This window comes from Porphyromonas sp. C0026D3, from assembly GCF_056590775.1.
The window spans coordinates 225,482-250,792 of sequence record NZ_JBWPWU010000001.1; the positions used below are offsets into that span (position 1 = coordinate 225,482).

The following is a 25,311-nucleotide window of genomic DNA, read 5'->3' on the forward strand; positions in this document are numbered from 1 at the left end:
TTTGTGCAAAGGTACCAAAAAGCCTCAGACTTGGCAAGCAAAAAGAGGGCGACTTGTGGTCCGATGGGCTTGGGGCCAAAATTCGTGGCTTGACGTGCCGGGAGGCGAGCGCCTTTGTTCCGCCTAAGCAATCGCTTCTATCTGTGAAACTTTTTGCTTCTATCCGTGAAAGCATTTGCTTCTATCCGTGAAACTCGAGGTTCTCTGCAAGTATCTGATTATCAACGTCCAAAAAAGGGGCTTTTGAGGCTCCAAAATCGTCTCGTTTTTAGCTTTTTGGGGTGTCCGTTTTCCCAGAATTATGGCTGTCCCTCAAATACTTGGCAGCACGCTCTGGGTGCCCTGTATAGAAGACACAAAAAGCAATAGCCAAGGCGAGGGTACGTCCTTATTTAGAAATCATAAAATCGGGATCTCCCCTTTTTTCTCAGCGGTATGTATTTCCTGGCTTAGTAAGTCTCGGATGATTCCGCTTGCGGCAACACCTCTGCTTAGGGCCAATAGTTTTACCTTTTTCCAAAGGTCTGCCGGCAAGACCATAGAGACTCTAGCCTGCTCATCGGCTACGTCACTCTTTGATGCACGACCTGTTTTTTCTGTTTGCGTAGATGAGTTTGTCTGTCCTTTTAGGTCGCCAATCATTTTGTTCAAGTCAAATTTCTTTGCCATATCGTGTCTCTTTGTCTATTTATGTGCTTGTTTTTTATGCGTTTTTGCAAATATATCAATTAAATGCTTTCTGCCCGTATGGTGAGTGACTGGGGGCGCTTTTGGGAAGTCACAGAATAGAGGTACCTTTGCGTCGCTAAGTCACTCGCTTAGGGGTGCCACGACTTGTGGCTGAGATGAGATACCCTCTGTACCTGTAGGATAATGCCTGCGTAGGAAAAGCGTGATTCTTCTCGAGATAAGTGGCGCCCCGTGTGGCGGTCACTTCCCTTTTTGCAGGTGACGTTTTGAGTACAATTTTTATCCAATAACGTCAAGCAAAAAAAATGATTACCAATCCGGTTCGATCAATTTTGATCCCTTGTGCGGTTACGTTGTTTACCGCCACCCTCTCGGCACAGGAAGTCGCTCGAGAGTACGATCTGGGGGAGGTCGAGGTACTGGGCACTCGCCCCGGACAGCTGACCCCTCTCACCAAGCAAACCCTCACTCAAGACAAGCTGTCGCGACGCTCCACGGCGTGGGATGTCCCGATGATGCTAAAGGGGACTCCCTCTCTCATTACTACCTCGGACAGTGGCCTTTTTGGTGGGTACACCGGCTTTTCGATCCGTGGTGTAGACCCCAGCCGTGTCAATATCACGGTGAACGGTGTGCCGGTAAACGACAGTGAGAGCCAAGCTGTATTTTGGGCCAATATGCCGGACTTTGGGAGCCGGCTGAGAGACATCGTGGTGGTACGCGGTGCCGGTGCCTCTACATTTGGTGCCGGTGCGTTTGGAGCCACGATGGATATGCGTACAGCACTCCCCTCCGTCACCTCAGGTGGTAGCGTATCCACCTATATGGGTATGTATGGGCTCAACCGCAACTCCATCACCCTCCACACTGGCAATATAGAGGGGACCGGGCTTAGGCTCAGTGCCGCACTGTCCGGCGTGCGTAGCAAAGGGTACATCGACCGCAGCCACAGCCGTGGACGCTCCTACCTCCTGCAAGCCTACTATGGGGGCGAGAACTACTCGCTCCGACTGATCCACCACCTAGGGGATCAAAAGACAGGCATCTCCTGGAATGGCATCACCCCAAAGGATATCAGCAAGTATGGACGTACGTTCAATAGCGCCGGCCTCATCAACCCCAACGATGATCCCAAAGACTTTCGCTACTACGACGACCAGACGGACAACTACCGACAGGGACACACGTATGCGATCTTTCAGCATGCCCCGACTGACAATCTGACCTACGAGCTGACCCTACACCACACAGGTGGCAAGGGATTCACTAGGGAGTACCGCACGGAACGCAAGATGGGCGAGTACGGTCTGGCTCCTGCTACAGACAAGACCAAGATCTCCCTCATCCGTGAGAAGTACCTAGACAATAACTTCTACGGTGTAGTGGGCAACCTGATCTGGAAGCAAAACTGGGGACACCTCAGCGCAGGCTTGGCCATCAACAACTACGTCGGGGACCACTACGGACGACTGCCATGGGCGGCCGTGCAGCCGGCGGGCTTTACCCCCAACCAAGAGTACTACCGCAACCACTCCACCAAGACCGATGCCTCGGGGTATATCAAAGCCGAACTGAGACCTACCGCACGGCTCCTCCTCTATGCCGACCTCATGTACCGCAACGTGCATGCGACCATGAAGGGGCCAACCGACCGATTGAGCAAAAAGGACAAGGCCCTCGATGTCCTGGACTACACAGGATCAAAAGCCCTGAACTACAACTTTTTCTTACCAAAAGTAGGTGTCACCTACCTCTTTTCGAAAAACACCAGTGGCTACCTCTCCTACGCAGTGGCTGGCAAAGAGCCCAATCGCAAGATGTACACTGAGAGCAAAATATATGGTCCAAAGGGTGAGCGGATCATGCCTCGTCCCGAGTACATGGGCGACCTGGAGCTGGGTGCCAACTACAGTGGTCGGACGCTGAGTCTTTTTGCCAACCTGTACTTCATGCACTACAAGGACCAGATCGTCCCCAACGGCCAAAAGAGTGATGTGGGCGAGGATCTCATGATCAATGTCCCGAAGAGCTACCGACTCGGTGCAGAGGCCGGTATCAGCTGGCAACCGCTCAGCTGCCTTGCGCTGGACCTCAACGCCACTGTGGCCAAAAACCGCATCATTGACTACACCTTCTACGAAGACGACGCCGAAACCTGGGAAAAGGTGGGCTATCATGCCAAGGAGACCCCTATCGCCAAGAGCCCTGCCGTAATCCTCAACCACGCCATCACCTGGACCCCCTGGAGCACTCTCAGTCTGCGACTAGGCGGACAGTACGTCAGCCGAATGCACCTGGACAACTCGGGCCTTGCCTCACGCACACTGCCCGGACGCTATGTAGGTGACCTGATGGTCAACTACGACTACGAGCTGCCAAAGGGTCAGGTACTGGCCTTTCAGCTACAAGTAATCAACCTCTACAACACCAACTACAGCAGCTATGGTAGCGTATGGGGCTTTACCAAAAATGGCAAACGAGGAGAGACCCTCTACCTCTTCCCTACCGCTCCCACTCACTTTGTAGCCGGTGTCACCTATCGCTTTTGACCCCATCGCCTACTGAGGCGCAATACATACCAAGCCAAAGCCGAGCCCTCGATCCTATGATCGGGACTCGGCTTTGGTCCGTATATTCCCCTCTAGGTATGAAGAAAAGTAAAAGGATTTGCTCATTAGAAAAATAGTTGTAAATTTGGAACAGCTAGGGGGCTCCCCACCCCACTTGTATGGATGGGGGAAGCGACCCCCGATATCATCGGACATTGACAAAAAAAGAGGATGCTATGATGATCACTTGGTATGGTGCCTTTTATGCCCAAGTCAAGACGCTGGAGTTTTGCCGGCGTTGCATCAAGTGTGTCAAGAGCCACCTTTTCCCCACCGGCTCACGGTCGCCTCGGTGCTTTGTCCCTTTTCTAGATAGGTGTCTCTAGCGCACCACCCACCAAGATCAACACAAGCCCCAAGCGGCAGACCCGCTCCCTGTGGCACCCGAAATGACTCGGAGGCCCGGATCAAGTGCATGGCTCTGTCTCTGCACTTAGTCCGGCAAGCAGGCAACAGCAAAGAGGAGTGACACGTAGCCACACCTCTTGGACGGGTACAAGAATGACAGATCAACACAAACCCCAAAAATATCAGGACCATCCTATGGCAAACAACATCACGAAGACAGCTGTCACGAGTAGCCTACGAAGACTTGGGCTGCTGGCACTGCTCCTCCTATGGCTTGTCCCCCAAGGGGCGATGGCGCAAGGACGGAGCGAGACACTCTCCATCTCGTTTAGGGAAAAGAGCATTGTCTCTATCCTAGACTACATATCGGAGCATACCCACTATCGCATCACCTACGACAAAGAGGTCAAAGCCTACAATGGGGTGGTGACCGTATCCTTTGACAACGCAAGCGTACCTCAGGCAGTGGAGGAGATCCTCAAGGGCTCGCCCTTTGCCGGGGACGTGAAGGGAAAGACCATCCACGTCTACAAGATCAAGAGCAACCAGAGTGCCGAGCACGTAGTGAAAGGTGTGGTATGCGATGCCGATGGAGTCACGATACCGGGAGCCACCGTCCGGATACCGGCCGAAGGGTCCGGCGGGATGACCGACCTAGAGGGACGATTTTCGATCCGAGCAACCAAGCCCAAGGGCAAGCTGGTCGTCTCCTATGTAGGGTACGAGACCTATAGGGGTGACTATGCCTCCGGAAAGGAGCTACGTATCACACTGAAAGAGAGTGTCAATGTCCTGGGCGAAGTGGCTGTGATCGCCTACGGCACACGCAACACCAGAGAACTGACCGGGTCAGTGGGTACAATCAAGGGCGAAAAGCTACAAGACCTACCAGCTCCCTCCATAGAGACACTCCTGCAAGGCCAACTGCCGGGTGTGGAGGTGACCAACCTATCAGGCACCCCGGGAGGTGGTGGCTCACAGGTGACAATCCGAGGGTTCAGCTCCCTCAACCAACAGGGGATCAACGATGGCTCTCCACTGTACGTGATAGATGGTGTGCCGGTCTCTGCAACAACCGGCACGGCAACCGGTGGGATCAACCCACTCGCCTCCCTGGATCCGACCACCATAGAGTCAGTGGAGGTCCTGAAAGATGCCGCATCGGCCTCTCTGTATGGCTCACGCGCCGCCAATGGTGTCATCCTCATCACCACCAAAAAAGGTCGGAGTGGCAAGCCGGAAGTGAATATAAGCGTCACCAACTCCATGTCTTGGCTCCCCGAGACACCGGTACAGATGATGGGACACGGGGAACGTCTCTACCACCTCTTGGCCGCAAAAAACTACACCGAAGCTCACTACGACTGGGAGACCGACCGAACCATAATCCCCAAGAGCCACAAAGACAGCTACGGCTGGGACACCAAGGGGGACGGCATGTACGACTACCTGTGGAGAAACGGAGCAAAGCTCGAAGGCTTTGACCGACTGCCATCCATCGCACAGGACTCCTTGAATACCTTCTACAACAACAAATCCAACTGGTGGGACTACATCTTCAGGCTAGGTCGTGTGACCGATGCCGACCTCAACGCCACCGGTGGTACCGACAATGTCCGCTACATGATCGGGGGCGGTATCTACGACGAGACCGGGATCATGATCGGCTCTAGCTTTAGGCGACTGAGCTACGTGACCAACCTCGATATCAACCTCAGCCCCAAACTCCAGATGTACTCCAACCTATCCCTCGGCTACACCAGCAAAAACGCCGGAACGGATATGGGCAAGGTCCAAGGGCTGACTGTGGACCCCAAGCTCTCCTCCACCATGCTCCCCGGACGTGGTACCGAGATCGAAAAAGAGACCCTGAAGCAACTGAGAGACATTGACCAAAAAAACAGCAACTACAACCTACGGCTAAACCTAGGCCTGAAGTACGACATCCTAAAGGAGCTGACTCTCAACTCATCAGCTGCCATCAACCACTTTGGGACCAAGGTAAACATCTTTACCCCGGACTACCTCAGCCATGACAAACTCTCCTCGGTGAACGTAAGCAGGGTCGGCATGACAATGGTGCAGACGGAGCATATCCTCAACTACAAGAAGACTTTTGCACGCGACCACAACTTTGACCTCATGGCCGGGGCAACCTATAGCTACGATCACCTAGATGTCGTCACAGGAGAGGGACGCGGAGGCCCCACAAACCAGATACACCAGGTCGGCGAAGGATGGCCATCCATCATGACCGATGAATACGGCACCATCCGTGCACTACAGAAGATCCAGACCAACCTGGAAGAGCAAGCCATGCTCAGCCTACTGGCGCGCATCAACTACAACTACAGACAGAAGTATCTACTGGACCTATCCATCCGCAGAGATGGTTCCTCCGTCTTTGGCAGCAATGTACGGTGGGGCAACTTCCCAGCTGCCGGCTTTGGCTGGGTCTTCTCAAAAGAAGCACTTGCCAAAGATTGGTGGTGGCTGAGCTTTGGGAAGGTGAGAGCATCGTGGGGAAGGTCAGGCCAAAAGTTTCAAGAAGCCTACCTCGCACACGGGCTGATGTCCGAGTCCAATACGTTTTTTGGAAAATCCGGACTAGTACCGGCCCTCCTTGCCAACAACGACCTGACATGGGAGAAAAGTGACCAAGTCGATCTGGGATTGGACTTGGAGCTTTTCAACTACCGGGTGAAAGCAACCCTCGACTACTACAACAAATACTCGTATGCACTCCTGATGCAAACCCCTATGCCGGGAGATGTCTACTTCGTCCAAAAAATGTGGAACAACGCCTCTGCCATATCCAACGAAGGACTAGAGCTATCGATACAGGCCGATGTGATCCGCACCGATCAGCTCAGGTGGCAGGTGATGTTTAATATCTCTCGAAACTGGAACCTATTCCGGAAATCCTTTGACGGCGTCGACATGTCCAACATGATACTCGGCAGACCACTCTATGGCATCTACGCCTACAAGGACGAAGGATACGTCCAGAGCGAAAAAGACATTCCCTACTACTACGATGCCAAGGGAACAAAGACCCCCCTACTGCTCGGGGGAGCCAACTTCCCCATCCAGGTAGGCGCACGCAAGCTAAAAGATCAAAACATGGACGGCAAAATAGATAGTAAAGACCTTTACTACGCCGGTAGCACAATCCCCCAAGCATATGGCGGACTCAGCAACCAAGTAAGCTGGAAAGGGCTGACGCTGTTTTTGCACATGAACTACTCACTCGGGCGAAAGGTGGTAAACCAAGTGAAGGCAACGGCCTTTGCCTTCAGTGGAGCATTTGGCCCCATCATGGGCGACTATACCCGCGCCACATTTTGGCAAAAACCGGGGGACGTAACCGACCACCCGTCCATCAAGTTTGCGTCATCCAACTACGCAGGTCAGTTCGACGGAATGGCCGACTCAGCTATCGAGAATGTCAGCTTTATCCGACTGAAACAGGCCACACTATCATATGACTTGCCGAAAGAGTGGGTGAAAAAGATGAACATCAAGGGGATCCGAATCCATTTGACAGGCGAGAACCTACTGATGCTCACCAACTACTCCGGAATCGACCCCGAAACAATCGACCCAATGACCGGGAAAGACGATGGACGTACCTACCCTCTGAGCCGGAAGGTGTCCTTGGGACTCAACCTGAAGTTTTAAGCAACAAGAGCTCATCCATTCATTATGAAGATATCCAATATACTCCTCACAGTGGCGTCAGTAAGTCTGCTGTCCTCATCGTGCAATCTGCTAGATTTTAGACCGGACAACGCACTGACACAGACCAATGCCTTTGTGACCGAAAAAGAACTCAACGCTACGACCATCTCTATCCTATTCTTCACCAGTCAGGCGATGGCAAATAGCACGGTATTCCAGATTGCCGGAGAAGTGGCCGATGAGACGGCCTACCAAAACCAGCTTCGCGAATGGAACCCCAAAACCATCATTGACCTGCAACAGAGCTGGAAGGACTTTTACGATGTCATCTATGAGTCCAATCTACTGCTGGACAATATCTCACAGACCACGGGGCTCAACGACGAGCGACGGGCTTACCACAGGGGACAAGCACTTTTTGCCAAAGGTTTTGCCTACCTCAATGTCGCCATGCGCTTCGGAGATGCGGTCATCACCAAGGACTCAAAGGCAACTCACCCCTACGGGGTCAGTCCTATGCTACAAGTCTTGGAAGAGGCTATCAAAGCCGGGAAAGAAGCCTACGAACTTCTCCCTCCATTTGAGCAACTAAAGCTTCCGGACGGGACCTCTCCGCTCAACAAACAATATGCCTCCAAAGGTGCCGCCTGTGCGCTCCTCGCACATGCCTATGCGTGGAAAGGGAGTGCCATCGAGCTCTATCACCTCAGCGGTGATGCCAAGGAAGCCTACAAGGAGTCCATACGATACGCCACAGAGATCATAGATGGCAAGGTCGGAAACTATAGGCTGCTATCCACTCCTATAGAGTTGGTCCAAAACCTCTCAAACGCCGACCAGATCAGCCCTGAAGATATCTACGTCCTCGCTTTTGACAAACTACGGAGCCAATATAGCAACTCTCCCACTCCGGCAAAGTCCTATGTGAGCTGGCCGGTCGATGACACCAAGCGACTCGATGACCTCGCATACGACACGCAACTAAAGATCTACCGAGAGACTGCGCTAAAGCTATTTCCGGACGCAGAGGATCTACGCCGTGAGGCCTTCTTCTACGACCTAGAGGTGGAGCACATCTCCGATAACAACAGCTATGCCCTGATGTACAAGTACCGGCAAGCCCTCTACAATGTGGATGTGGACTCCCAGCAAGACAAGACCTTCCGTGCACTCAACGCCCACTACTCCTATTGGCGACTAGCGGACCTCATCCTCCTGCGTGCCGAGTGCAATGCCAAGCTAGGCAACGAGGGACAAGCCATACAGGACCTAAACACGATCCGAAGCAGATCCAATGCCACGCAATATCCGGCCCCCAACGACACCAAGGGTGTACAGTATGCTGTATTCAAGGAGCGTGAGCGCGAGCTCCTATTTGAGAGCGACCACAGATACTTTGACGTAGTACGAAACAACTACCTCTCCACCGAGTTTGTAGGCAAGTTGAGTCAACTTACACAGCAAGAAATACAAGGCGGGGCACTCGTCCTCCCTATATCCTCCACAGCTTATGGCGAGGGGGGTAGAAACACCCTCATCCGCCAAAAAGATTACTGGATCAAGTATGAAAACTAATAGGAAGATCTCCGGACTCATGAATACTCGTGTCATCACCCTACTCCTGCCACTCATGATCATATGTGGCACCTCCTGCACCAAGTACAACTACGTGCAGGTAAAAGCACCCACCTCTCACCTCGACAAGACCATGTGGGAGTATCTATCCACCGACTCATACAACTGGCATCTCACCCAAGAGATGATCAAGCATGCCGGCTTGCAAGACCTATTTGAGGGCAAGAGTCAGTACGGCTCCGACATTACTTTCTTTGGGATCACCGACCTCAGCATCAAGAGCTACCTTTTTGACAACCAACTGGAGAGTGTGCGCGACATACCGGCCGATCAGTGCAAAGAGTGGATCCTGACCTGTGTCTACCCCAAAGCTATTCCACTTGAGAGGTGGAAAGAGGGCGCACAGCTACCCGGTGAGAGAATCGGAAAAGGCGGAGAAGTCTGCACCATGCTATCCGGCAAAAAACTATGGATCTATGCCTATAGAGAGCCCTACAATGGTGTTGTCGGAATGGGACCCAAAAAGCTATACCTAGTGAGCACGGACAAATCAGGCTCCTCCGATGTGGCATCACACAACATTGCCACCAAGACCGGCATCGTACACTCCTTAGCATACACATTCAAGCTCAACGACTTCTAAAATCAGAAAATATGAAAAACAGACCATCCTCCACATTGTGCAAGGTCTTACTGGCCCTTTTTGTCACCCTATTCGCCTCGTGCCAGAGGATTCCGGTGGGGTATCTTCAGACCAAGGATGTAGAGTTCGTCCCCAACACCCTCATGGTCTACCACACCCCGGATCCCGAGTCTCCACGTGCGACCAATGGTGCCCCATGGGTATCCACCAGGATCCAAGGCGTATCCGGTACCAATCCTATCAACTACAGCTTTGTCAGCGTCAAGGTCAGCGACGGTGGAGATGCCACCGTTTTTCAGAAAATTGCGGACCAAGGCGAGCTGGATGTCAGCGGTGGCCTCATCCGACTGTCACAAAAGGGGGCCAAGCTTCTCCCACTCGGACGCTATACGATCACGCTGAAAGTCTACAACGAAGGGCATAGCGCCATCCTAAATGATATCCTGACCATTGTTGTAGAAGACAAAGAATAACCAAACTGCGTGTCCCAAAATGAATACCAAAACACTACTCACCACACTACTTCTCTCCCTCTTGATCGCCTCTGTCTCCTCCGCACAGGATGGGATCCGCTTTTTCACCGGGACTTTTGATGAAGCCCTGGCCAAAGCAAAGGCCGAAGACAAGGCCCTATTTGTAGACTTCTTCGCCACTTGGTGTGGCCCGTGCAAAAGGATTGCTCGAGAGGTCTTTCCCCAAAAAGAGGTCGGAGACTACTTCAATACCCACTTCATCAGCATCCAACTGGATGCCGAAGCTCCACAAAACGTGGAGATCGCCAAAAAGTACGCCGTACAAGCCTACCCTACCCTCATATTCATGAACAATCAGGGCAAAGCCATATCAGTCACCACCGGAGGAGTGGATGTCGCCTCACTACTCGACGCTGCAAAGACTGCCACCGGAGAGATGATCGGCTTTGCCAAGCTCTATGAGATGTATCAGCACGACAAAGACAACCTGGACCTCAAGCAAAATCTCCTCCTCCAAGCCCCTTCCTTCCTCGCCACACAGGAGGGAATGGACGCCGACAGATGGGTCGTCCGACTACGCAAACTCTACCGAGAGTACATCACACAAAAGATAGGACCACAGCTGATCAACCGACAGGACTACCGGATCATCAGCACAATGGGGGGCGACGACCCAAGCCTCCAAAAGCAGATCATCGACTACATGGTCACCACCCTTCCGGAGTGGATCTCGGCAGTGGGTGACCCCGTCGCCTACTACATCATTGAGTACAACGATGCACGGATGGAAGAGCTGGCCAAAAAAGGAGACACCGCATACCGAGACCTGCTCGAAAAGATCAACAGTGAGTACAAGGCGGCATACGATGTCGCACCCGACACAGGTCTCTCTCCCTACCAAAAGTCCAAAATGTACTACGATGCACTCTACGCACTCTACAGCAACCAAGATGCCGACGAGTACATCAACCTCATGACCCAGTACTTTGTCGCACTGGGCGAAGGGCTCACCCCCAACGACTACGCCAAGTCTGCACAAGACCTCTACCACGCACTCGGAGACAAGTTGCAGCCCAAGCACCACGAGGCCGCCATTGCTTGGCTCACCGAGGCACTAAAAGGAGACAACCCCCTATCGGATCGGATCAACTACCTAGTGATGATCGGCGACTCATACAAGCAGCTGGGCAAGTACGACCTCGCACAGCAGTACTACAACCAAGGATTTGCCGACTCGTACCAAATCACCGACTCCGACCTATTGCAGCAAATGATCCAAGCGACCATCATCCGAAAAACCTCCGAGCTGGAGCTACTGAGGGACTAAACTTATGAGCAAAAATCAGACCACACCACCACTACTATTTCTCCTCCTCTGCCTTCTCATCAGCGGGACGGCCTTTGCGCAGGAGAGTGGCACCACAAAGCATGGACGCCTACCCAATGGACTCACCTACTATATCCACGAGACCAAAGACTTTGGGCAAGAGCTAAACTGCTACCTACTACAGAATATCGGAGCCATCGAGGAAAAAGACAACGAGCAGGGGATGGCACACTTCCTCGAGCATATTGCCTTCAACACCACCAAGCACTACCCCGGAGGAGTCATGCACTTTCTCCAAAGCAATGGGATACTATTCAACGCCCTCACCGGGCTCAGCGAGACCAAGTACTACCTCTATAGCATACCCACCAATGACCGTACCAAGGTAGATGAGGCACTACAGCTAGTCCGAGACTGGTGCGGAGACATAGACATCAACCGCAAGGACGTGGCCAAAGAAAAAGGTATCGTCACCGAAGAGTGGCGACAGCGACAAGGACTCGAAAAAAGAATCCAAGACGCCATCGCTCCGGTCGTATACAACCACTCTCCCTACGCCGTCCGAAACGTCATAGGCACACCGGACGGTATCCGGAGCATCACCCCAAAGGGGCTAAAGGACTTTTACCACAAGTGGTACCGCCCGGATCTGCAGTGCGTCATCCTGATAGGAGACTACCCGGTCGACGAGCTGGAGCAACTCGTGATCGCCCGCTTCTCGGACCTAAAGCAACCCACCAATGCGCCCAAACGTGTCGACCCACTCATCCCCGACAACGAGTCTGTGCTGTATGAGCACTTCACCGATCCCGAAAACACCCACTACTCTTTCGGACTCTACCAGAGGATCTACACCCCCGCAGATCCCGCCAAGCGCAACAGCATCCGAGACAACCTGCTCTCCATGATCTTCAACAAACTCGTGACCCAGAGGATCGGAATGATCCGAAACGATGGCTCCGAGGAGTTCATAGCGGCCGTCTGCTCCTACGCACCATTGGTTCGCCTATATGCCCAAAACAGCTGGGATGTCGTTCCCTACACCGGACGGGAAAAAGAAGCACTACACCAACTGCTCGCTCTCCGCGAATCCATCCGCAGAGATGGCTTCACAGACGAAGAGTTTGCCCCCGTGCAAGAAGCCATGTACCGCGAGATCCAGGAGCTCTTGTCGGCAGACAAGCTAGGGACCCCCGACAACATCATGGAGGTTTTTAGGCAAAACTACCTATATGGGCAGCCCATCACCTCCTTTCGCAGTCAGCTGACCACCACCATCGAGACACTCGTCGAGCTAACCGCTGAGGAGCTCAACAGCTGGACAAAAGAGTGGATGACCGACCGCAACCTCGCCTTCGTCACCTACGCATCCGACCGATCCTCCTCACCACTGAGCTCCGACGAATTTGAGCAACTCCTCCGACAAGTCCGGGCCGAAGAGACCTACCACATCTGCCCTGCCGAGCCTATAGCACAGCTCATACCCACCGGCACGCTCACACCGGGCAAAATTCTGAGCGAAAAAGCACTGCCCGAGCTAGGTGCCAAAGAGTGGCACCTCTCCAATGGCTCCAGGATGCTCTACATGCCCATCCCATCCCTCAAGGGCGAAGCCTTCTTTGCCGGTACAGCAATGGGTGGGCACTCCATCATAGCACCGGAGGACCTCCCCTCGTACAACATGATGCAGAGTCTCCTATTGCAATCCGGTGTCGGAGGACACTCCCGCAACAGCCTCGCACGATGGCTGGCCGGCAAGTCCTTTGACCTCAGCCTCAATATCACCGAGACAAGCGACGGCATCGGAGGTACCACCGACACGGCTTCACTAGAGGAGATGATGGCCTACACCCACCTCATCCTCGGTCAGCACAGCTTTGCTCCGGAGACCTTCCGCAAGCAGATGCAACGCCAAAAGTACCTCTACCTCGACCGCAAGCACACCGGTATGGAGGCTGTCAACGACTCCATACAGAGACTGCTCTACCCCATATCGCCCCAAAACCCTGCCAAGGACAGTGCCTACTACCAAGCCATCACGCTCGAGAGAGTCCGCCAACTCTTTCAAGAAAAGTTTGGCAACATGGCACACTTCACATTCTGCATAGCAGGCGATGTCCCCGAGGCACAGGCACGCCAGCTCACAGAGCGCTACATTGCCTCACTGCCCGGAGTGATAGGTACCACACCCCGCCACTACATTGAGCGCGACCTATCCGCGCCCCAAAAAGAAATTGTCGCAACCTTTACGGCAGACCTTCCGGGAGACATTGGCCAAGTCGAGTACTCCTACAGCGCAGACAAAGAGCTGACCGATCGAGAGCAAAAAACGCTCAAGATCATAGAGGGAATACTGCAGGCCTACCTCTTTGACGAATTGCGGGAAAAGGAAACCATCACCTACGGGATTGCAGTCCAAGCCAACTACCTCGCCTACCCCAAGCCATCGGAGACGATCAATATCCGCATCGAGACCGGACGAGAAAAGGTAGACCTCGTACGTCACAAGATTGAGCACATACTGCAAGCCCTATCCGACGGAACAGTGGACCCCAAGTACTTCAAGCAGACAAAGGTACGACTGGCGATGGACGAAAAAATGCAGACACCGCCACCACACAAAGGGGCAACCGACAGTGGGGATACTACCGAAGCCGAAAACCCACTCCTGAGGATCGCTCTGCTCAACGCCTACATGGAGACCGGCAAGCTCCCCACACGGAGCCAAAGTCACACCGACACTCCTGACGGCTATGAGGAGATACACCCACAAGAGGTACCCCGCCTCATCCAAAAAATCCTCCCCGAGGCCAAGAGTAGGATCATCGTGGTCCAATCCACACCACCTGACCCCAATAGTCTGCACAAACACTAGATCCAAAAATCACTGATTTTGGAAGAATACAAAGGCTCCCGAGGACGTCAAAAACAACGTCCTCGGGAGCCTTTGAAAATCAAAAACTTACAAGGAGCCTTGAGTTTCACGGATAGAAGCAATCTCTTTCACGGATAGAAGCGAAAGTTTTCACAGATAGAAGCGATCACTTAGACGGATAGAACTAAAAAACAAGGTCCGACAGGGTAAAGAAACGGTCTCCGGTAGATTCGGCACAGCTCGCCGAAGTCACCGGAGACCGCTTCTTTAGAGGATTGGCTCGAGGGCTACTTTAGCTCCTCAAGCAGAATGCGGACAGCAGCTTCCAGCTGGGTGTCCTTACCGTTGAGGGCTTTGGTCCAGTCCAGGGGGACCTTCACGTCCGGCTCAAGTTGGTGGTTTTCGAGGACATAGCCCTCAGCCGTCCTATACCCTACGGCCGGGATACCAAAGTACATGCTCGGATCTTGGAGGGTGACCCAATTGACCGAGGTCATGGTACCGGGGACAGGCATGCCGACGACCTTGCCGATCCCCATATGGCGGTACACCCAGGGGGTCCCATGGGCATTGGAGTAGTCCATCTCACACGTGACCATGACACTGGGCTTGGTCCAGCGACGTGAGGGCATATCACAGTAGTACTCGCCACGGATCTCCTGCGTCAGGTACTTTTTCCCGGAAAAGAGGACCTCAATATCCTCGTGCAAGCGTCCTCCACCATTGTAGCGCACATCGATCACGATCCCCTCCCTCTGGTAGTACTTGCCCAAGGCTTTGGCATACACCTTTCGGTAGCTGGCGTCATCCATGGAGGGAATGTGTACATAGCCCAGTCGTCCATTGGACAGGCTGTCGACCTCGGCTTCGCGACGCTCCACCCAGCGGTCGTACAGTAGGGCATTGAGCTTGGATGCAGTGATCGGCTTGATGACCTCCTCCCAGGCTGTGCCTCCACTGGATGCAAAAGCGATGAGGGTGGGCCTGCCGGCTTTGCCCTCCAGCAGTGGGAAAAGATCGGTGTCCGCACCTATCTCCACGCCATCTATGGCGGTGACATAGTCTCCCGGCTGGACTCTGGTATTGTAGACATCAAAAGGTCCTCCGGGCACGATTTCTTGGATCCTGAGCCCCCGGTCATCGGGAGTGAAGTCCAAGAAAAGGCCAAGCTCGGCAGTACGTGGTGCACTATTGGGAGCAGCGTAGCCGGATCCGGTATGCGAGACATTTAGCTCACCCAGCAACTCCGACAACATCTCGGAGAAGTCGTGGTTATTGGTAATATAGGGTAAGTACTTGCGGTAGTGGTCCGTCAGGGCCGGCCAATCCACACCGTGCATGCCGGTGTCGTAAAAGCGCTCGGCCTCCTCTCTGCAGACATAGTCGTACATGAAGGCTCGCTCGGCTCCTCGGTCGAGTTTCATCTCAGCTTCGTAGCTGATCGGGCTTATTTTCTCAGAGGAGAGCTCCATTTTCTTTAGGTCATCACCACTGACGAGGAAGAGATTCTTTTGTCCTCGGTCAGGGATCATGCCGAAGGAGTCACCATTCATCTTGTTGAGCAACTTGGTGTCGCCCTCACGCAGATCCTTTACCCACAGATCATAGCCACCCTCAAAGGCCGCCATGTAGTACAGCTTTTTGCCATCATCGGTAATGTAGGCATCTCCCAGCTTGGAGGAGGCGGGGGTGAGTCTCAGGATGCGACGATCGATATGCTCCAGCTCCACTCTGATCTCCTTGGGTGCAGTCTCCGACTTGGTGGCTGTCGCTTTTTTGTCTTTGGAGGAGGTCTCCTCATCCTTGTGCGCTGTTTTCTCCGCTTCCGTCAGAAGCTCATACTCCTCCTTGCTGAGCCTAAACTTGTTATACGCCTCTCGATTGAGGAAGACGATCATGACATCATTCATTGATCCCCAGGAGGCGTGGTTGCGCATTCCATATTGTTCGGACGCATAGATGATGGCATCTCCACCCATGACAAAGCGGGGGTTGGTGGCAAAATAGCCACTATTGGTGAGGTTGTGGAGTGTGGGCTTGTCCTCCGTCACACTTGCTAGTACGACATCGGCATAGGGCTCGTGATGATTGGTCGTAATATTGAGGGCCAGCCACCTGCTGTCGGGAGACCAGACAAAGTCAATCCCCCCATTTCGATAGCTGACCACGCCATCGTCCACGATACGACGCAAGCGCTTGTCTGCAAGATTATACACCGCCACTTTGTTACGATCGAGGACAAAAGCAATCTCCTTACCGTCGGGAGAAAAGAGGGGCCTCATCTTTTCGGCAGAAACATCGGGGATCAACTTTTCCTCCCTTATCAGCGTTGCGTAAGGGAAGGTCTTTTCTTCATCTCGGACGATGCGTGCGACATACAGATCACTGCTCCCATCACGCCTGCTGGCGTAGACCAGGGTGCGTCCATCGGGGCCAAAGGTGACCGAAGACTCCTCTGCCGCGGTGTTGGTAATCCGCTTGGTGGTCTTGTAGTCCGAGGAGGTGACAAAGACCTCACCCCGAATGACAAAAGCGATCTGCTTGCCATCATCCGAGACAGCGGCCGAGGTGATTCCGCCTCTTAGCCTTAGATTATCGACAAGATCCGGGCCTAGGTCATTGTGTAGCTCCACCCTCACCTTCTCTGCCCTACCACCGGGGACAAGGGTGTACAGCTCACCATCGTAGGCAAAGGCCAGTGTGTTATCCTTGGCGATGCTCAAAAAGCGCACGGGATGCTCCTTGAAGTCCGTCAGTTGCTTTGCCTCCGCCCCATTCCGCAGGTCGGTGGAGTAGAGGTTGAACGAGCCGTTGCGTTCGCTCAAGAAGTAGAGTGTCCTACCATCTGCAGAGAGGACAGGGTTGCGATCCTCACTCTCCGAAGTCACGACCGGGGTATAGGCCTTGGTGGCAAAGTCGTACCGGACAATGTCTCGTGCTATCGAGTTTTTCTGGTGCTTCCGCCAATAGTTTTCCATGCCTTTTTGGTCCTCATACAGCACGAACTTTCCTTTGGGATCCAGCGTTGCCGCAGAGAGTGGTGTGCCCATCACCAGCGTAGAGCGTCCGCCCTCTGTGGGGATACGATACATTTCATTCATCCGCCTATTGGGGTTCAGCGCACTTTGGGCCTCATCCTGTATCTGAGCCGCATAGTAGATGTACTTGCCATCGTTGCTGAAAAAGAGTGGCGTCTCGGAGGTCGAGTGGGTCGTGACCCTCTTGGCCACGCCACCCTGAGCACTCATCGTGTAGATATCTCGCGCACCATAGTATCGGGTGCTCACAAAGGCGATCTGCCTCCCATCCGGTGACCATATAGGCTGTGTGTCATAGGCTACATCCGTAGTCAGTCGCTGGGCCGGTCCTCCGGTACGACTGACCTTGTAGATATCTCCTTGGTAGCTAAACGCTATCTCCGATCCGTCCGGCGAGATGGCCGGATAGCGGATCCATCGGGGAGCATTCTCCTGTGCGACAGCACTCAGGGAGCCAATCAGTAGTGCAAGTAATGCGAGGGTATTTCTCATAGATTTCATCTGTGTCATTGTTTCAGGTAACGATCCATCCAGTCAAACCACGTGCGGTAAAAGAGCACGCCATTCTGTGGTCGTAGGATCCAGTGGCTCTCATCGGGGTAGTAGAGGAGGCGTGCGGGTAGCCCATGCATCCTGGCGGCGTCAAAAGCCTGCATACCCTGTGAGGAGACAATCCTGTAGTCCAAGTCGCCCACCGAGATGAGGATGGGGGCAGTCCACTTGTTCACAAAGCGATGGGGGGAGTTGGCAAAAGTGCGCTGTGCGATCGCATTGTCCTTGTCCCAGTAGGCACCGCCCATATCCCAGTTGGCGAACCACTTTTCCTCTGTCTCGAGGTACTGTGCCTCGAGGTTGAAAATCCCGGCATGCGCCATCAGGGCCTTGAATCTTCCCTCGTGGTGTCCGGCCAGCCAATAGACCGAAAAGCCACCATAGCTTGCCCCCGTCGCACCCAGTCGATTTTCGTCCACATAGGGCTCCTTGGCCACTTCGTCTATGGCGGTGAGGTAGTCCTTCATATTTTGTCCACCGTAGTCACCACTTATTTGTTCGTTCCAGGCTTTGCCAAAACCCGGGACCCCGTGTCGGTTGGGCAGGACCATGACGTACCCTCCACTGGCAAAGGTGCGGATGTTCCACCGATAGCTCCAAAATTGGCTCACCGTACTCTGCGGACCACCTTGGCAGTAGAGTATTGCGGGGTACTTTTTTGTGGCATCAAAGTCGGGTGGCAACACCACCCACACCAGCATCTTCTCTCCCGTCGTCGTCGGTATCCAGCGCTCCTGTATCGTTATTTTGCCAAACTGGGCTAGGAAAGCATCATTCTCCGTGGTCAGTTTTTGGACCGGTTTCTTGCCCACCATACAATACAGGTCAGCCGGTGACTCCATCGACTGCATCGCAAAGAGCACCACATCACCCGTCCCCGAAAAGGCCGTGACATCGGCCTGCTTGGGCTTGTAGGTGCGGGTCACCTTACCGTTTAGGTCGATCTCAAAAAGCGACCCCAGCCCCCTATCATTGCTGACAAATCGGATACGACGATCCCCGTCCATCCACGCAAAGTCGTCCACAAAGTTGTCATAGTCTCGGCTCAAAAAGGTCTTCTGCCCCGTCCGGGTATCCAGGACAAAAAGACGCTTCAGATCCGCCTCGTAGCCATCACGCTCCATGCTGATCCAGGCGATGTACCTTCCATCGGACGAGTAGGCCGGGTGGGTGTCGTAGCCCATCATTCCCTCGGTGATATTGGTAGTCTCACCACTCTTCAGGTCGTAGACATATATATCCGTATTGGTCGACACGGCGTACGCCAGCCCCATCTTTTTGCGACAAGAGTAGGCCAGCTTGGAGCCATCGGGGCTCCAGCTCAGATCCTCCACGCCCGAAAAAGGCTTGGTCGGGACCTCGTACCACTCGCCCTCTCCCAGGACCGGTGTCAGATCGGAGCTGATCTTCAGATCTGAGGAGACCATGGAGATATAGGGCTGGCGAGTCGTGAGATTCCAGTGGTCCCAGTGCTTGTACATCAGGTCATCAAAGATCAGGCCGGAGGTTTTGTCCAAGTCCGGGTTTTCCTGCTTGGCAATTTGTGGCAACTCACGCTCACGGATCACCACCACTTTGTCGCGCTTGGGCGAGAAAAGGAACGCCTCCACCTCAAAAGGATAGTCCGAGACGACCCTCCTGCCGCTCCCATCGATATTGATCAGTGCCACCTGAGCCGGCGTCCGGTCAGTCGTAATGTATGCGACAGTACGGTTGTCGAGAAACACGGGCGAGTGCCCCTTGCCCTCCACCAATACCCGTGCAGCCCCGGGCTTGCCCACCTCCCCAAGCATTATCTCGGTAGTGGAGGAGTTTTCAGCCAAGTTGGGCTTGCTACGCGTATATAGGTAGTGCCGAGCGTCCGGCGAAAGCTCCGGACCCCCTATCCTATAGAGCTCCATCATTGCCTCCGGGGTAAATCTCTTGGATCCTGCCGATGCAGGAAGTGTGGCCCCACCCACCGTGAGGGAGCCACAGAGGACAGCAGTCATAGCCATCTTTTTCAATACCTTACTCATGTTTATGGTCAAAAAAAAATTTTGGGTTGTGTCGTCTTTTTCTCGATCAGCCCCCCATCCCGACAAGTGCCGAGCAAACGGATGTGCAGGCCCACCACATCGGAGCAAAAAGGGGAGGATGAAAAAGGGGGCAACCCACTCGGACATTGTCAATCCAACGTGGCCGTGCGCCCTTTCTGCGAATTTACGAAAAAAACGCAACTCCGACTCCGACCACACCATCGCCACATTTATCAGGCGGAGCGTGCACCTAAGGGCCAAACCTTTGGCATTCCGACTGGTCAAAAAGTCCTCACCCAAGGTTAGAAAGTCCACGCTATGTACTTCCAAACTATTTTTCCCGGTCGAAAAACTCCAAATCACTAAGTGATTTCTTCAAATCACTTAGTGATTTATTCAGGTCACTGTGTGATTTATTCAAATCACACAGTGATTTTATCTTTTTCATAGGACAAGCGCATCTTTTTCTCCGAGCTTGCCGGGTTTTTCTTCCTTCCTCCTAAATATGCGCCGAGCAGCGTGGCGACCATCACGAAGCTCCTAGGAGGAGACACAAGTGCCTAACCTGTGGGACGGGAGGTGGCTCGGGGGGTTCGGCACTGTGCAGAAAAATAGGTAACTTTGGGCGTTTGGAACAGTTACCATCAGGCTTGATAAAACAAAGAAATGTCTAAGCACGAACAAGGCAAAAAAGCGCCCGGCTTTTTGCACTCACGGATCATCAGTATCATCAGTATCTCCATGGTACTCTTTTTGGTCGGAGTGGTGGCGATGCTGGGGCTAGTGGCAACCGGTCTCAAGGACTATGTCCGCGAGAGCTTCAACTTCACGGTCCTCCTGACCCCCGAAGCCACCGACTCGGAGATTGCCAATATGCAGGGATTGATTACCAAAGAGCCCTTTGTGCGAGGGGTGGAGTTTTTCTCCAAAGAGCAAGCAATGATCGACCTCACGCAGGAGTTGGGCGAGAGTCCGGAGGAGTTTTTGGGCTGGAACCCCTTGTCTCCCACTTTTGAGGTCTATATCAAGGCCGACTACATCACCTCTCCCGACAGCATCCGAATGATTGAGCAAAAGCTCAACAGCTACCCACTGACACAGTCGGTCAGCTTCCGAAAAGATCTGGTGGAGGAGCTCAACAGCAATATCCGGACCGTGACCCTTGTGATGATCGTGGTGGCACTGCTACTGCTCTTGATCTCGACTGTACTGATCAACAACACGATACGCCTCCTGATCTACTCCAAGCGGTTCTTGATCTACACGATGCGCTTGGTGGGTGCCACACCCTCGTTCATTCGCGCTCCCTTCATTCGCTCCAATGTGTGGAGTGGTGTGATTTCGGCCATTGTGGCCTTGGGGCTGCTTGGATGGGCGTGGACACATGTGATGACCACCTACCCGATCATGCGGACGGTCCTCACCCCGGCCAACGCCGGTATCGTAGCCGGCATCGTATTGGCTCTGGGCATCCTGATCAGCTGGCTGAGTGCCGCCGCCGCAGTCACGCACTACCTCAAGATGGATGCGGACAAGCTCTACCGAGCCTGACAACAAACACGTAGACACAGCTATCTCATGAATATCGAACAACGAGAAGCGAAGCCCGACAAGGGCTCCTATCGCTCCGGATTTACCAAGGTCAACGGCTACCTCCTACTCCTCTCACTCCTCCTGATCACGATCGGGTACCTACTCATGTCCGGTGGTAGCTCTCCGGATGGCGTGAGCTTTGACGAGCGTGTGTTTAGCATGCGTAGGATAGTGCTGGCACCCGTGATCTGCGCCATCGGGTATCTGAATGTGGTGGTCGCAATCCTATACCGTGGCAGAGTCCGGAAATGACACTATTCGAGTCCATCATACTTGCCATCGTGGAGGGGCTGACCGAGTTTTTGCCGGTGTCGAGTACCGGCCACATGGTCATCGCTCAGGCCTTGCTGGGGATTGAGAGTACGCCCTATGTCAAGGCCTTTACGGTCATGATTCAGTTTGGGGCCATCTTGGCGGTAGTCCTGATGTACTACAGGTACTTTTTTGATTTTTCGGTTCCGCCGGCACTCCGATCAGAGAAGGTGCCTCTATGGCGCAAGGCTGTGGGGCGAGTGAGCTTTTACCTAAAGCTAATCGTGGCTCTCATACCGGCCGTAGTCCTGGGGCTGCTCTTTGACGACTGGGTGGACGAGGTGCTGGGAAAGGTGTGGGTGATTGCGCTGAACCTTGTGGTCGGAGGCGTGATCATGCTCTTCATCGACCGATGGGTAAAGCGGGGAACACGGCAAAACATATCCTACGTACAAGCATTTGCCATAGGACTTTTCCAGTGCATCGCCATGTTTTTCCCGGGGATGTCTCGCTCCATGAGCACCATCGTCGGTGGTATGGTGGTGGGGCTCGACCGAAAAAGAGCCGCTGAGTTTAGCTTCTTTTTGGCGGTTCCGACGATGTTTGGAGCCTCACTGCTCCAAGTCATCAAGCTCTTTAGGAGCGACCGGCTGTCCATCCTACAAGACAATATGCTCACCCTGGTGGTGGGGAATGTGGTGGCCTTTTTGGTGGCCGCAGTTGCGATCCGATACTTCATCATGTACATACAGCGCCATAGCTTTAGGGCATTTGGCCTGTATCGTATCATTGTGGGAGGACTAATCCTCGCAGCTCTGGCACTGGGCATGGACTTGGCAATCATTCACTAAGCAGAGATGAATAAGCAACCGCACCGGACTCCCCCCAATCCCTTTAGCGACGGACAGTTTGTAGTCGTCGACAAGCCATTGGGCTGGACGAGCTTTGATGTCGTCAACCGCTTTCGGTGGTTGCTCTCCAAAGCTCTGGGGGTCAAGCGGATCAAGGTCGGGCACGCCGGCACGCTGGATCCTCTGGCCACCGGCGTGGTCGTCCTATGCACAGGGAAGTACACCAAGCGCATAGAGGAGGTGCAGCTGATGCCCAAGACCTACGTGGCCACGTTGCGACTCGGTGCCACCACACCAAGCTACGACCTAGAGACCGAAGTGGACGGGGTGTATCCGTACGAACACATCACCTCGGAAATGATACACGATGCTCTTGCAGCCTTTGAGGGGCCGATCCTACAGTCCCCGCCACTCTTTTCGGCCGTCAATGTGGAAGGGACACGGGCCTACGAACTGGCCAGAAAAGGTAGCGATCTAGAGTTGCCCCCCAGAGAGGTGCGGATCTACGAGCTGAAGCTCCGCAAAGCGTCACTGCCGGAGATCGAACTGGAGGTCACTTGCGGAAAAGGGACCTACATACGCTCGCTCGCCAGAGATCTAGGTCAGGCACTGGGGAGTGGTGCTCACCTGACTGCACTGAGGAGGACAAGAGTGGGAGACTTTGGTACGGAGAATGGCCTGAAGCCGGAGGAATTTCAGGACTATATAGAAGAGATCCTGTCTCAGACGACCCAAGAAGCTTGAGACTGAACAAATGTGCCTTTGAACAGGTTATTCCAAAACATATGAAGACACTGAGAAACAATATGGGAAGCATGAAGCTCTCCCAATTCAAATTCAAACTACCGGAGGAGCTAATCGCTCAGAAGCCGGCACACTTTCGCGACGAATCCCGCTTGATGGTCGTACACAAGGACTCCGGGGATATTGAGCACCGACTCTTCAAAGACTTGGTCGACTATTTTGATGCCGGAGATGCTTTTGTGCTCAACGACACCAAGGTCTTCCCGGCACGCCTTGTCGGACATAAAGAGAAGACCAATGCGGCTATTGAGGTATTTTTGTTGCGCGAGCTAAAGCCGGAAATCCTCCTGTGGGATGTACTGGTAGACCCGGCTAGGAAAATAAGGATTGGCAACAAACTTTTCTTTGGCGAAGACGAAAGCTTGGTGGCCGAAGTCATCGACAACACGACCTCTCGAGGACGTACCCTGCGCTTTATCTACGAAGGGACGCACGAAGAATTCAAGGAGGAGCTTTTTGCCCACGGGATTACTCCCATCCCCTCCTATATCAAACGCAAACCGGACGAAGAGGACCAAGAACGGTACCAGACTATATATGCCAAGAATGAGGGTGCTGTGGTCGGACCGGCGGCAGGATTTCACTTCAGCCGAGAGCTCCTCAAGCGTCTAGAGCTAAAGGACTGTGTCTTCCCGACCCTGACACTGCACAACAGTAGAGTGATGTACTCCGAGATAGATGTGGACGACCTGACGAAGTACAAGATGGGAAGCGAGCGCATGATTGTGACGGCTGAGTGTTGCCAAATAGTCAATCATGCCAAAACCGAGGGACACCGGATCTGCGCAGTAGGCGCATCCACCATGAAAGCCCTAGAGACCTGCGTGAGTACCGATGGGTTCATCAAGCCCTACGATGGCTGGACGGGAAAGTTTATCTTCCCGGAGTACAGGTTTGATGTCGCCACCGCAATGATCACAGGATTTCACATGCCACTCTCCCCGATGCTGATGAATGCGGCCGCATTTGGCGGATACGACTATGTCATGAACGCCTACAAGGTGGCCATAAAGGAAAAGTATGGGTTTGGCGAGTATGGAGATGCGATGCTGATCATCTGATAAATAAGGAGTATGGAGGGTGGAGTAGAAGTCTATCTGGCACTGGGCAGCAACCTTGGTGATCGAGCCCAAACCTTGTCCGATGCAAGGGCATTGATTCGACAAAAGGTGGGCACCATATTGTCCGAGTCCAAGGTGTACGACACCACACCCGAGGGATTTAGCTCCCCCCATCACTTCCTCAACCAAGTCATCGGGGTCAGGACCGGACTCAGCCCACTGGAGCTTTTGGACATCACGCAAGATATAGAGAGGATACTCGGACGAAGCCAAAAAAGCAACGACGGACACTACCAAGACCGGACCTGCGACATCGACATCATCCTATACGGATCGGCACAATGGCTCTCCGATGAGCTGGTGATTCCTCACCCGGAGTTTCGGAAGCGATCGTTTGTCCTAGGACCACTGGCAGAGATTGCACCAAGCACAGTAGATCCGGTGACCGGAAAGACAATAATAGAACTCTATCATGGGAAGACTTGTAGCACTGGATGTAGGCCGTAAGCGCACCGGGATTGCCGCCACAGACCTCATGAAAATCATCCCCTCGCCCATAGGCTATATGCCTACAAGTGCAGTGGCAGAGTGGTTGGCAGACTACTGCACCAAGGAGCCGGTGGATGCTCTGGTGGTAGGTGCACCACGACAGGCGGACAACACAGAGTCGGAGAGTGTCAAGTACATAGTACCACTACTCAATCGGATACGCAAGCTCCTACCCAACCTCGAAATCGTCCACTACGACGAACGCTACACCTCCGTACTGGCACAACGATCCATCATAGCAAGTGGTGTCCCCAAGGAGAAACGAAAAGAAAAAGGACTGGTGGACGAAGTCAGTGCCGTGATCATCCTGAGAGACTTCATGGAAAGCAAATCAGGACTACCATATATGCAACAAAAGAGATAATCAACACT

Annotated in this window: 17 protein-coding genes and 1 riboswitch; of the genes, 14 read left to right on the plus strand and 3 right to left on the minus strand. The window is 53.5% G+C overall.

The features are described from left to right. Window positions 1-399: 399 nt before the first annotated feature. On the minus strand, window positions 400-669 hold the full coding sequence (locus tag AC1EK1_RS00920) for a hypothetical protein (protein ID WP_480305178.1): 270 nt from the start codon (window positions 667-669) through the stop codon (window positions 400-402). A gap of 141 nt (window positions 670-810) precedes the next feature. Then, a riboswitch (TPP riboswitch) is annotated at window positions 811-905 on the plus strand. Window positions 906-995: 90 nt separating this feature from the next. Between AC1EK1_RS00920 and AC1EK1_RS00925 the strand changes: the two genes are divergently transcribed. From AC1EK1_RS00925 to AC1EK1_RS00955, 7 genes are all read left to right on the plus strand, one after another. Further along, window positions 996-3,239 (plus strand): TonB-dependent receptor, encoded by a 2,244-nt coding sequence (locus AC1EK1_RS00925; RefSeq protein ID WP_480305179.1) that lies wholly within the window; start codon window positions 996-998, stop codon window positions 3,237-3,239. Between the two features lie 603 nt (window positions 3,240-3,842). Further along, a complete protein-coding gene (locus tag AC1EK1_RS00930; RefSeq protein WP_480305180.1) occupies window positions 3,843-7,328 on the plus strand; it encodes a SusC/RagA family TonB-linked outer membrane protein in 3,486 nt (1,161 codons plus the stop codon). A gap of 24 nt (window positions 7,329-7,352) precedes the next feature. Beyond that, complete coding sequence (locus AC1EK1_RS00935; protein WP_480305181.1) at window positions 7,353-8,903, plus strand: RagB/SusD family nutrient uptake outer membrane protein; 1,551 nt, start codon at window positions 7,353-7,355, stop codon at window positions 8,901-8,903. Continuing rightward, window positions 8,893-9,546 carry a fasciclin gene (locus tag AC1EK1_RS00940; RefSeq protein ID WP_480305182.1) on the plus strand — a complete coding sequence of 218 codons (654 nt, stop codon included), beginning with the start codon at window positions 8,893-8,895 and terminating at the stop codon, window positions 9,544-9,546. Before AC1EK1_RS00935 ends, AC1EK1_RS00940 begins: the two co-directional genes overlap by 11 nt. 11 nt (window positions 9,547-9,557) lie before the next feature. Further along, entirely contained in the window at window positions 9,558-10,019 is a 462-nt protein-coding gene (locus tag AC1EK1_RS00945; protein WP_480305183.1) for a hypothetical protein, read from the plus strand. Window positions 10,020-10,038: 19 nt separating this feature from the next. Next, window positions 10,039-11,346: a thioredoxin family protein gene (locus AC1EK1_RS00950; protein ID WP_480305184.1), complete on the plus strand. Its 1,308-nt coding sequence runs from the start codon at window positions 10,039-10,041 to the stop codon at window positions 11,344-11,346. 4 nt (window positions 11,347-11,350) lie between these two features. Next, window positions 11,351-14,221, plus strand: coding sequence for a M16 family metallopeptidase (locus AC1EK1_RS00955; protein ID WP_480305186.1), 2,871 nt, complete (start codon window positions 11,351-11,353; stop codon window positions 14,219-14,221). 287 nt (window positions 14,222-14,508) lie between these two features. Here AC1EK1_RS00955 and AC1EK1_RS00960 read toward each other — a convergent pair whose 3' ends face one another. Both AC1EK1_RS00960 and dpp5 read right to left on the minus strand, forming a co-directional pair. Beyond that, complete coding sequence (locus AC1EK1_RS00960; RefSeq protein ID WP_480305187.1) at window positions 14,509-17,751, minus strand: S41 family peptidase; 3,243 nt, start codon at window positions 17,749-17,751, stop codon at window positions 14,509-14,511. A 14-nt stretch (window positions 17,752-17,765) separates the two neighbouring features. Then, complete coding sequence (gene dpp5, locus AC1EK1_RS00965) at window positions 17,766-19,829, minus strand: dipeptidyl-peptidase Dpp5 (protein ID WP_480305189.1); 2,064 nt, start codon at window positions 19,827-19,829, stop codon at window positions 17,766-17,768. Window positions 19,830-20,495: 666 nt separating this feature from the next. Between dpp5 and AC1EK1_RS00970 the strand changes: the two genes are divergently transcribed. The 7 genes from AC1EK1_RS00970 (at window position 20,496) to ruvX (ending at window position 25,303) form a co-directional block, all read left to right on the plus strand. Continuing rightward, window positions 20,496-21,380, plus strand: a complete 885-nt coding sequence (locus AC1EK1_RS00970) for a cell division protein FtsX (protein ID WP_480305190.1) — start codon at window positions 20,496-20,498, stop codon at window positions 21,378-21,380. Window positions 21,381-21,407: 27 nt separating this feature from the next. Beyond that, complete coding sequence (locus tag AC1EK1_RS00975) at window positions 21,408-21,674, plus strand: DUF3098 domain-containing protein (protein WP_480305191.1); 267 nt, start codon at window positions 21,408-21,410, stop codon at window positions 21,672-21,674. Next, a complete protein-coding gene (locus AC1EK1_RS00980; protein ID WP_480305192.1) occupies window positions 21,671-22,525 on the plus strand; it encodes an undecaprenyl-diphosphate phosphatase in 855 nt (284 codons plus the stop codon). The genes AC1EK1_RS00975 and AC1EK1_RS00980 overlap by 4 nt, the downstream gene beginning before the upstream one ends. A 6-nt stretch (window positions 22,526-22,531) precedes the next feature. Beyond that, window positions 22,532-23,269, plus strand: a complete 738-nt coding sequence (gene truB, locus AC1EK1_RS00985; protein WP_480305193.1) for a tRNA pseudouridine(55) synthase TruB — start codon at window positions 22,532-22,534, stop codon at window positions 23,267-23,269. Window positions 23,270-23,340: 71 nt separating this feature from the next. Further along, window positions 23,341-24,390 (plus strand): tRNA preQ1(34) S-adenosylmethionine ribosyltransferase-isomerase QueA, encoded by a 1,050-nt coding sequence (queA, locus tag AC1EK1_RS00990; RefSeq protein WP_480305276.1) that lies wholly within the window; start codon window positions 23,341-23,343, stop codon window positions 24,388-24,390. Between the two features lie 12 nt (window positions 24,391-24,402). Continuing rightward, on the plus strand, window positions 24,403-24,897 hold the full coding sequence (gene folK, locus AC1EK1_RS00995; protein WP_480305194.1) for a 2-amino-4-hydroxy-6-hydroxymethyldihydropteridine diphosphokinase: 495 nt from the start codon (window positions 24,403-24,405) through the stop codon (window positions 24,895-24,897). Then, window positions 24,863-25,303, plus strand: coding sequence for a Holliday junction resolvase RuvX (gene ruvX, locus AC1EK1_RS01000; RefSeq protein ID WP_480305195.1), 441 nt, complete (start codon window positions 24,863-24,865; stop codon window positions 25,301-25,303). Before folK ends, ruvX begins: the two co-directional genes overlap by 35 nt. The last annotated feature ends 8 nt before the right edge of the window (window positions 25,304-25,311 follow it).

Excerpts from the sequence above, each read along its gene's own strand:
- AC1EK1_RS00980 (WP_480305192.1), top strand. The coding sequence starts at position 21,671 with ATGACACTATTCGAGTCCATCATACTTGCCATCGTGGAGGGGCTGACC.
- AC1EK1_RS00950 (WP_480305184.1), top strand. The coding sequence starts at position 10,039 with ATGAATACCAAAACACTACTCACCACACTACTTCTCTCCCTCTTGATC.
- AC1EK1_RS00935 (WP_480305181.1), top strand. The coding sequence starts at position 7,353 with ATGAAGATATCCAATATACTCCTCACAGTGGCGTCAGTAAGTCTGCTG.
- AC1EK1_RS00925 (WP_480305179.1), top strand. The coding sequence starts at position 996 with ATGATTACCAATCCGGTTCGATCAATTTTGATCCCTTGTGCGGTTACG.
- AC1EK1_RS00955 (WP_480305186.1), top strand. The coding sequence starts at position 11,351 with ATGAGCAAAAATCAGACCACACCACCACTACTATTTCTCCTCCTCTGC.
- truB (WP_480305193.1), top strand. The coding sequence starts at position 22,532 with ATGAATAAGCAACCGCACCGGACTCCCCCCAATCCCTTTAGCGACGGA.
- queA (WP_480305276.1), top strand. The coding sequence starts at position 23,341 with ATGAAGCTCTCCCAATTCAAATTCAAACTACCGGAGGAGCTAATCGCT.
- ruvX (WP_480305195.1), top strand. The coding sequence starts at position 24,863 with ATGGGAAGACTTGTAGCACTGGATGTAGGCCGTAAGCGCACCGGGATT.
- AC1EK1_RS00940 (WP_480305182.1), top strand. The coding sequence starts at position 8,893 with ATGAAAACTAATAGGAAGATCTCCGGACTCATGAATACTCGTGTCATC.
- folK (WP_480305194.1), top strand. The coding sequence starts at position 24,403 with ATGGAGGGTGGAGTAGAAGTCTATCTGGCACTGGGCAGCAACCTTGGT.
- AC1EK1_RS00960 (WP_480305187.1), bottom strand. The coding sequence starts at position 17,751 with ATGAGAAATACCCTCGCATTACTTGCACTACTGATTGGCTCCCTGAGT.
- AC1EK1_RS00920 (WP_480305178.1), bottom strand. The coding sequence starts at position 669 with ATGGCAAAGAAATTTGACTTGAACAAAATGATTGGCGACCTAAAAGGA.
- AC1EK1_RS00930 (WP_480305180.1), top strand. The coding sequence starts at position 3,843 with ATGGCAAACAACATCACGAAGACAGCTGTCACGAGTAGCCTACGAAGA.
- dpp5 (WP_480305189.1), bottom strand. The coding sequence starts at position 19,829 with ATGAGTAAGGTATTGAAAAAGATGGCTATGACTGCTGTCCTCTGTGGC.
- AC1EK1_RS00970 (WP_480305190.1), top strand. The coding sequence starts at position 20,496 with ATGTCTAAGCACGAACAAGGCAAAAAAGCGCCCGGCTTTTTGCACTCA.
- AC1EK1_RS00945 (WP_480305183.1), top strand. The coding sequence starts at position 9,558 with ATGAAAAACAGACCATCCTCCACATTGTGCAAGGTCTTACTGGCCCTT.
- AC1EK1_RS00975 (WP_480305191.1), top strand. The coding sequence starts at position 21,408 with ATGAATATCGAACAACGAGAAGCGAAGCCCGACAAGGGCTCCTATCGC.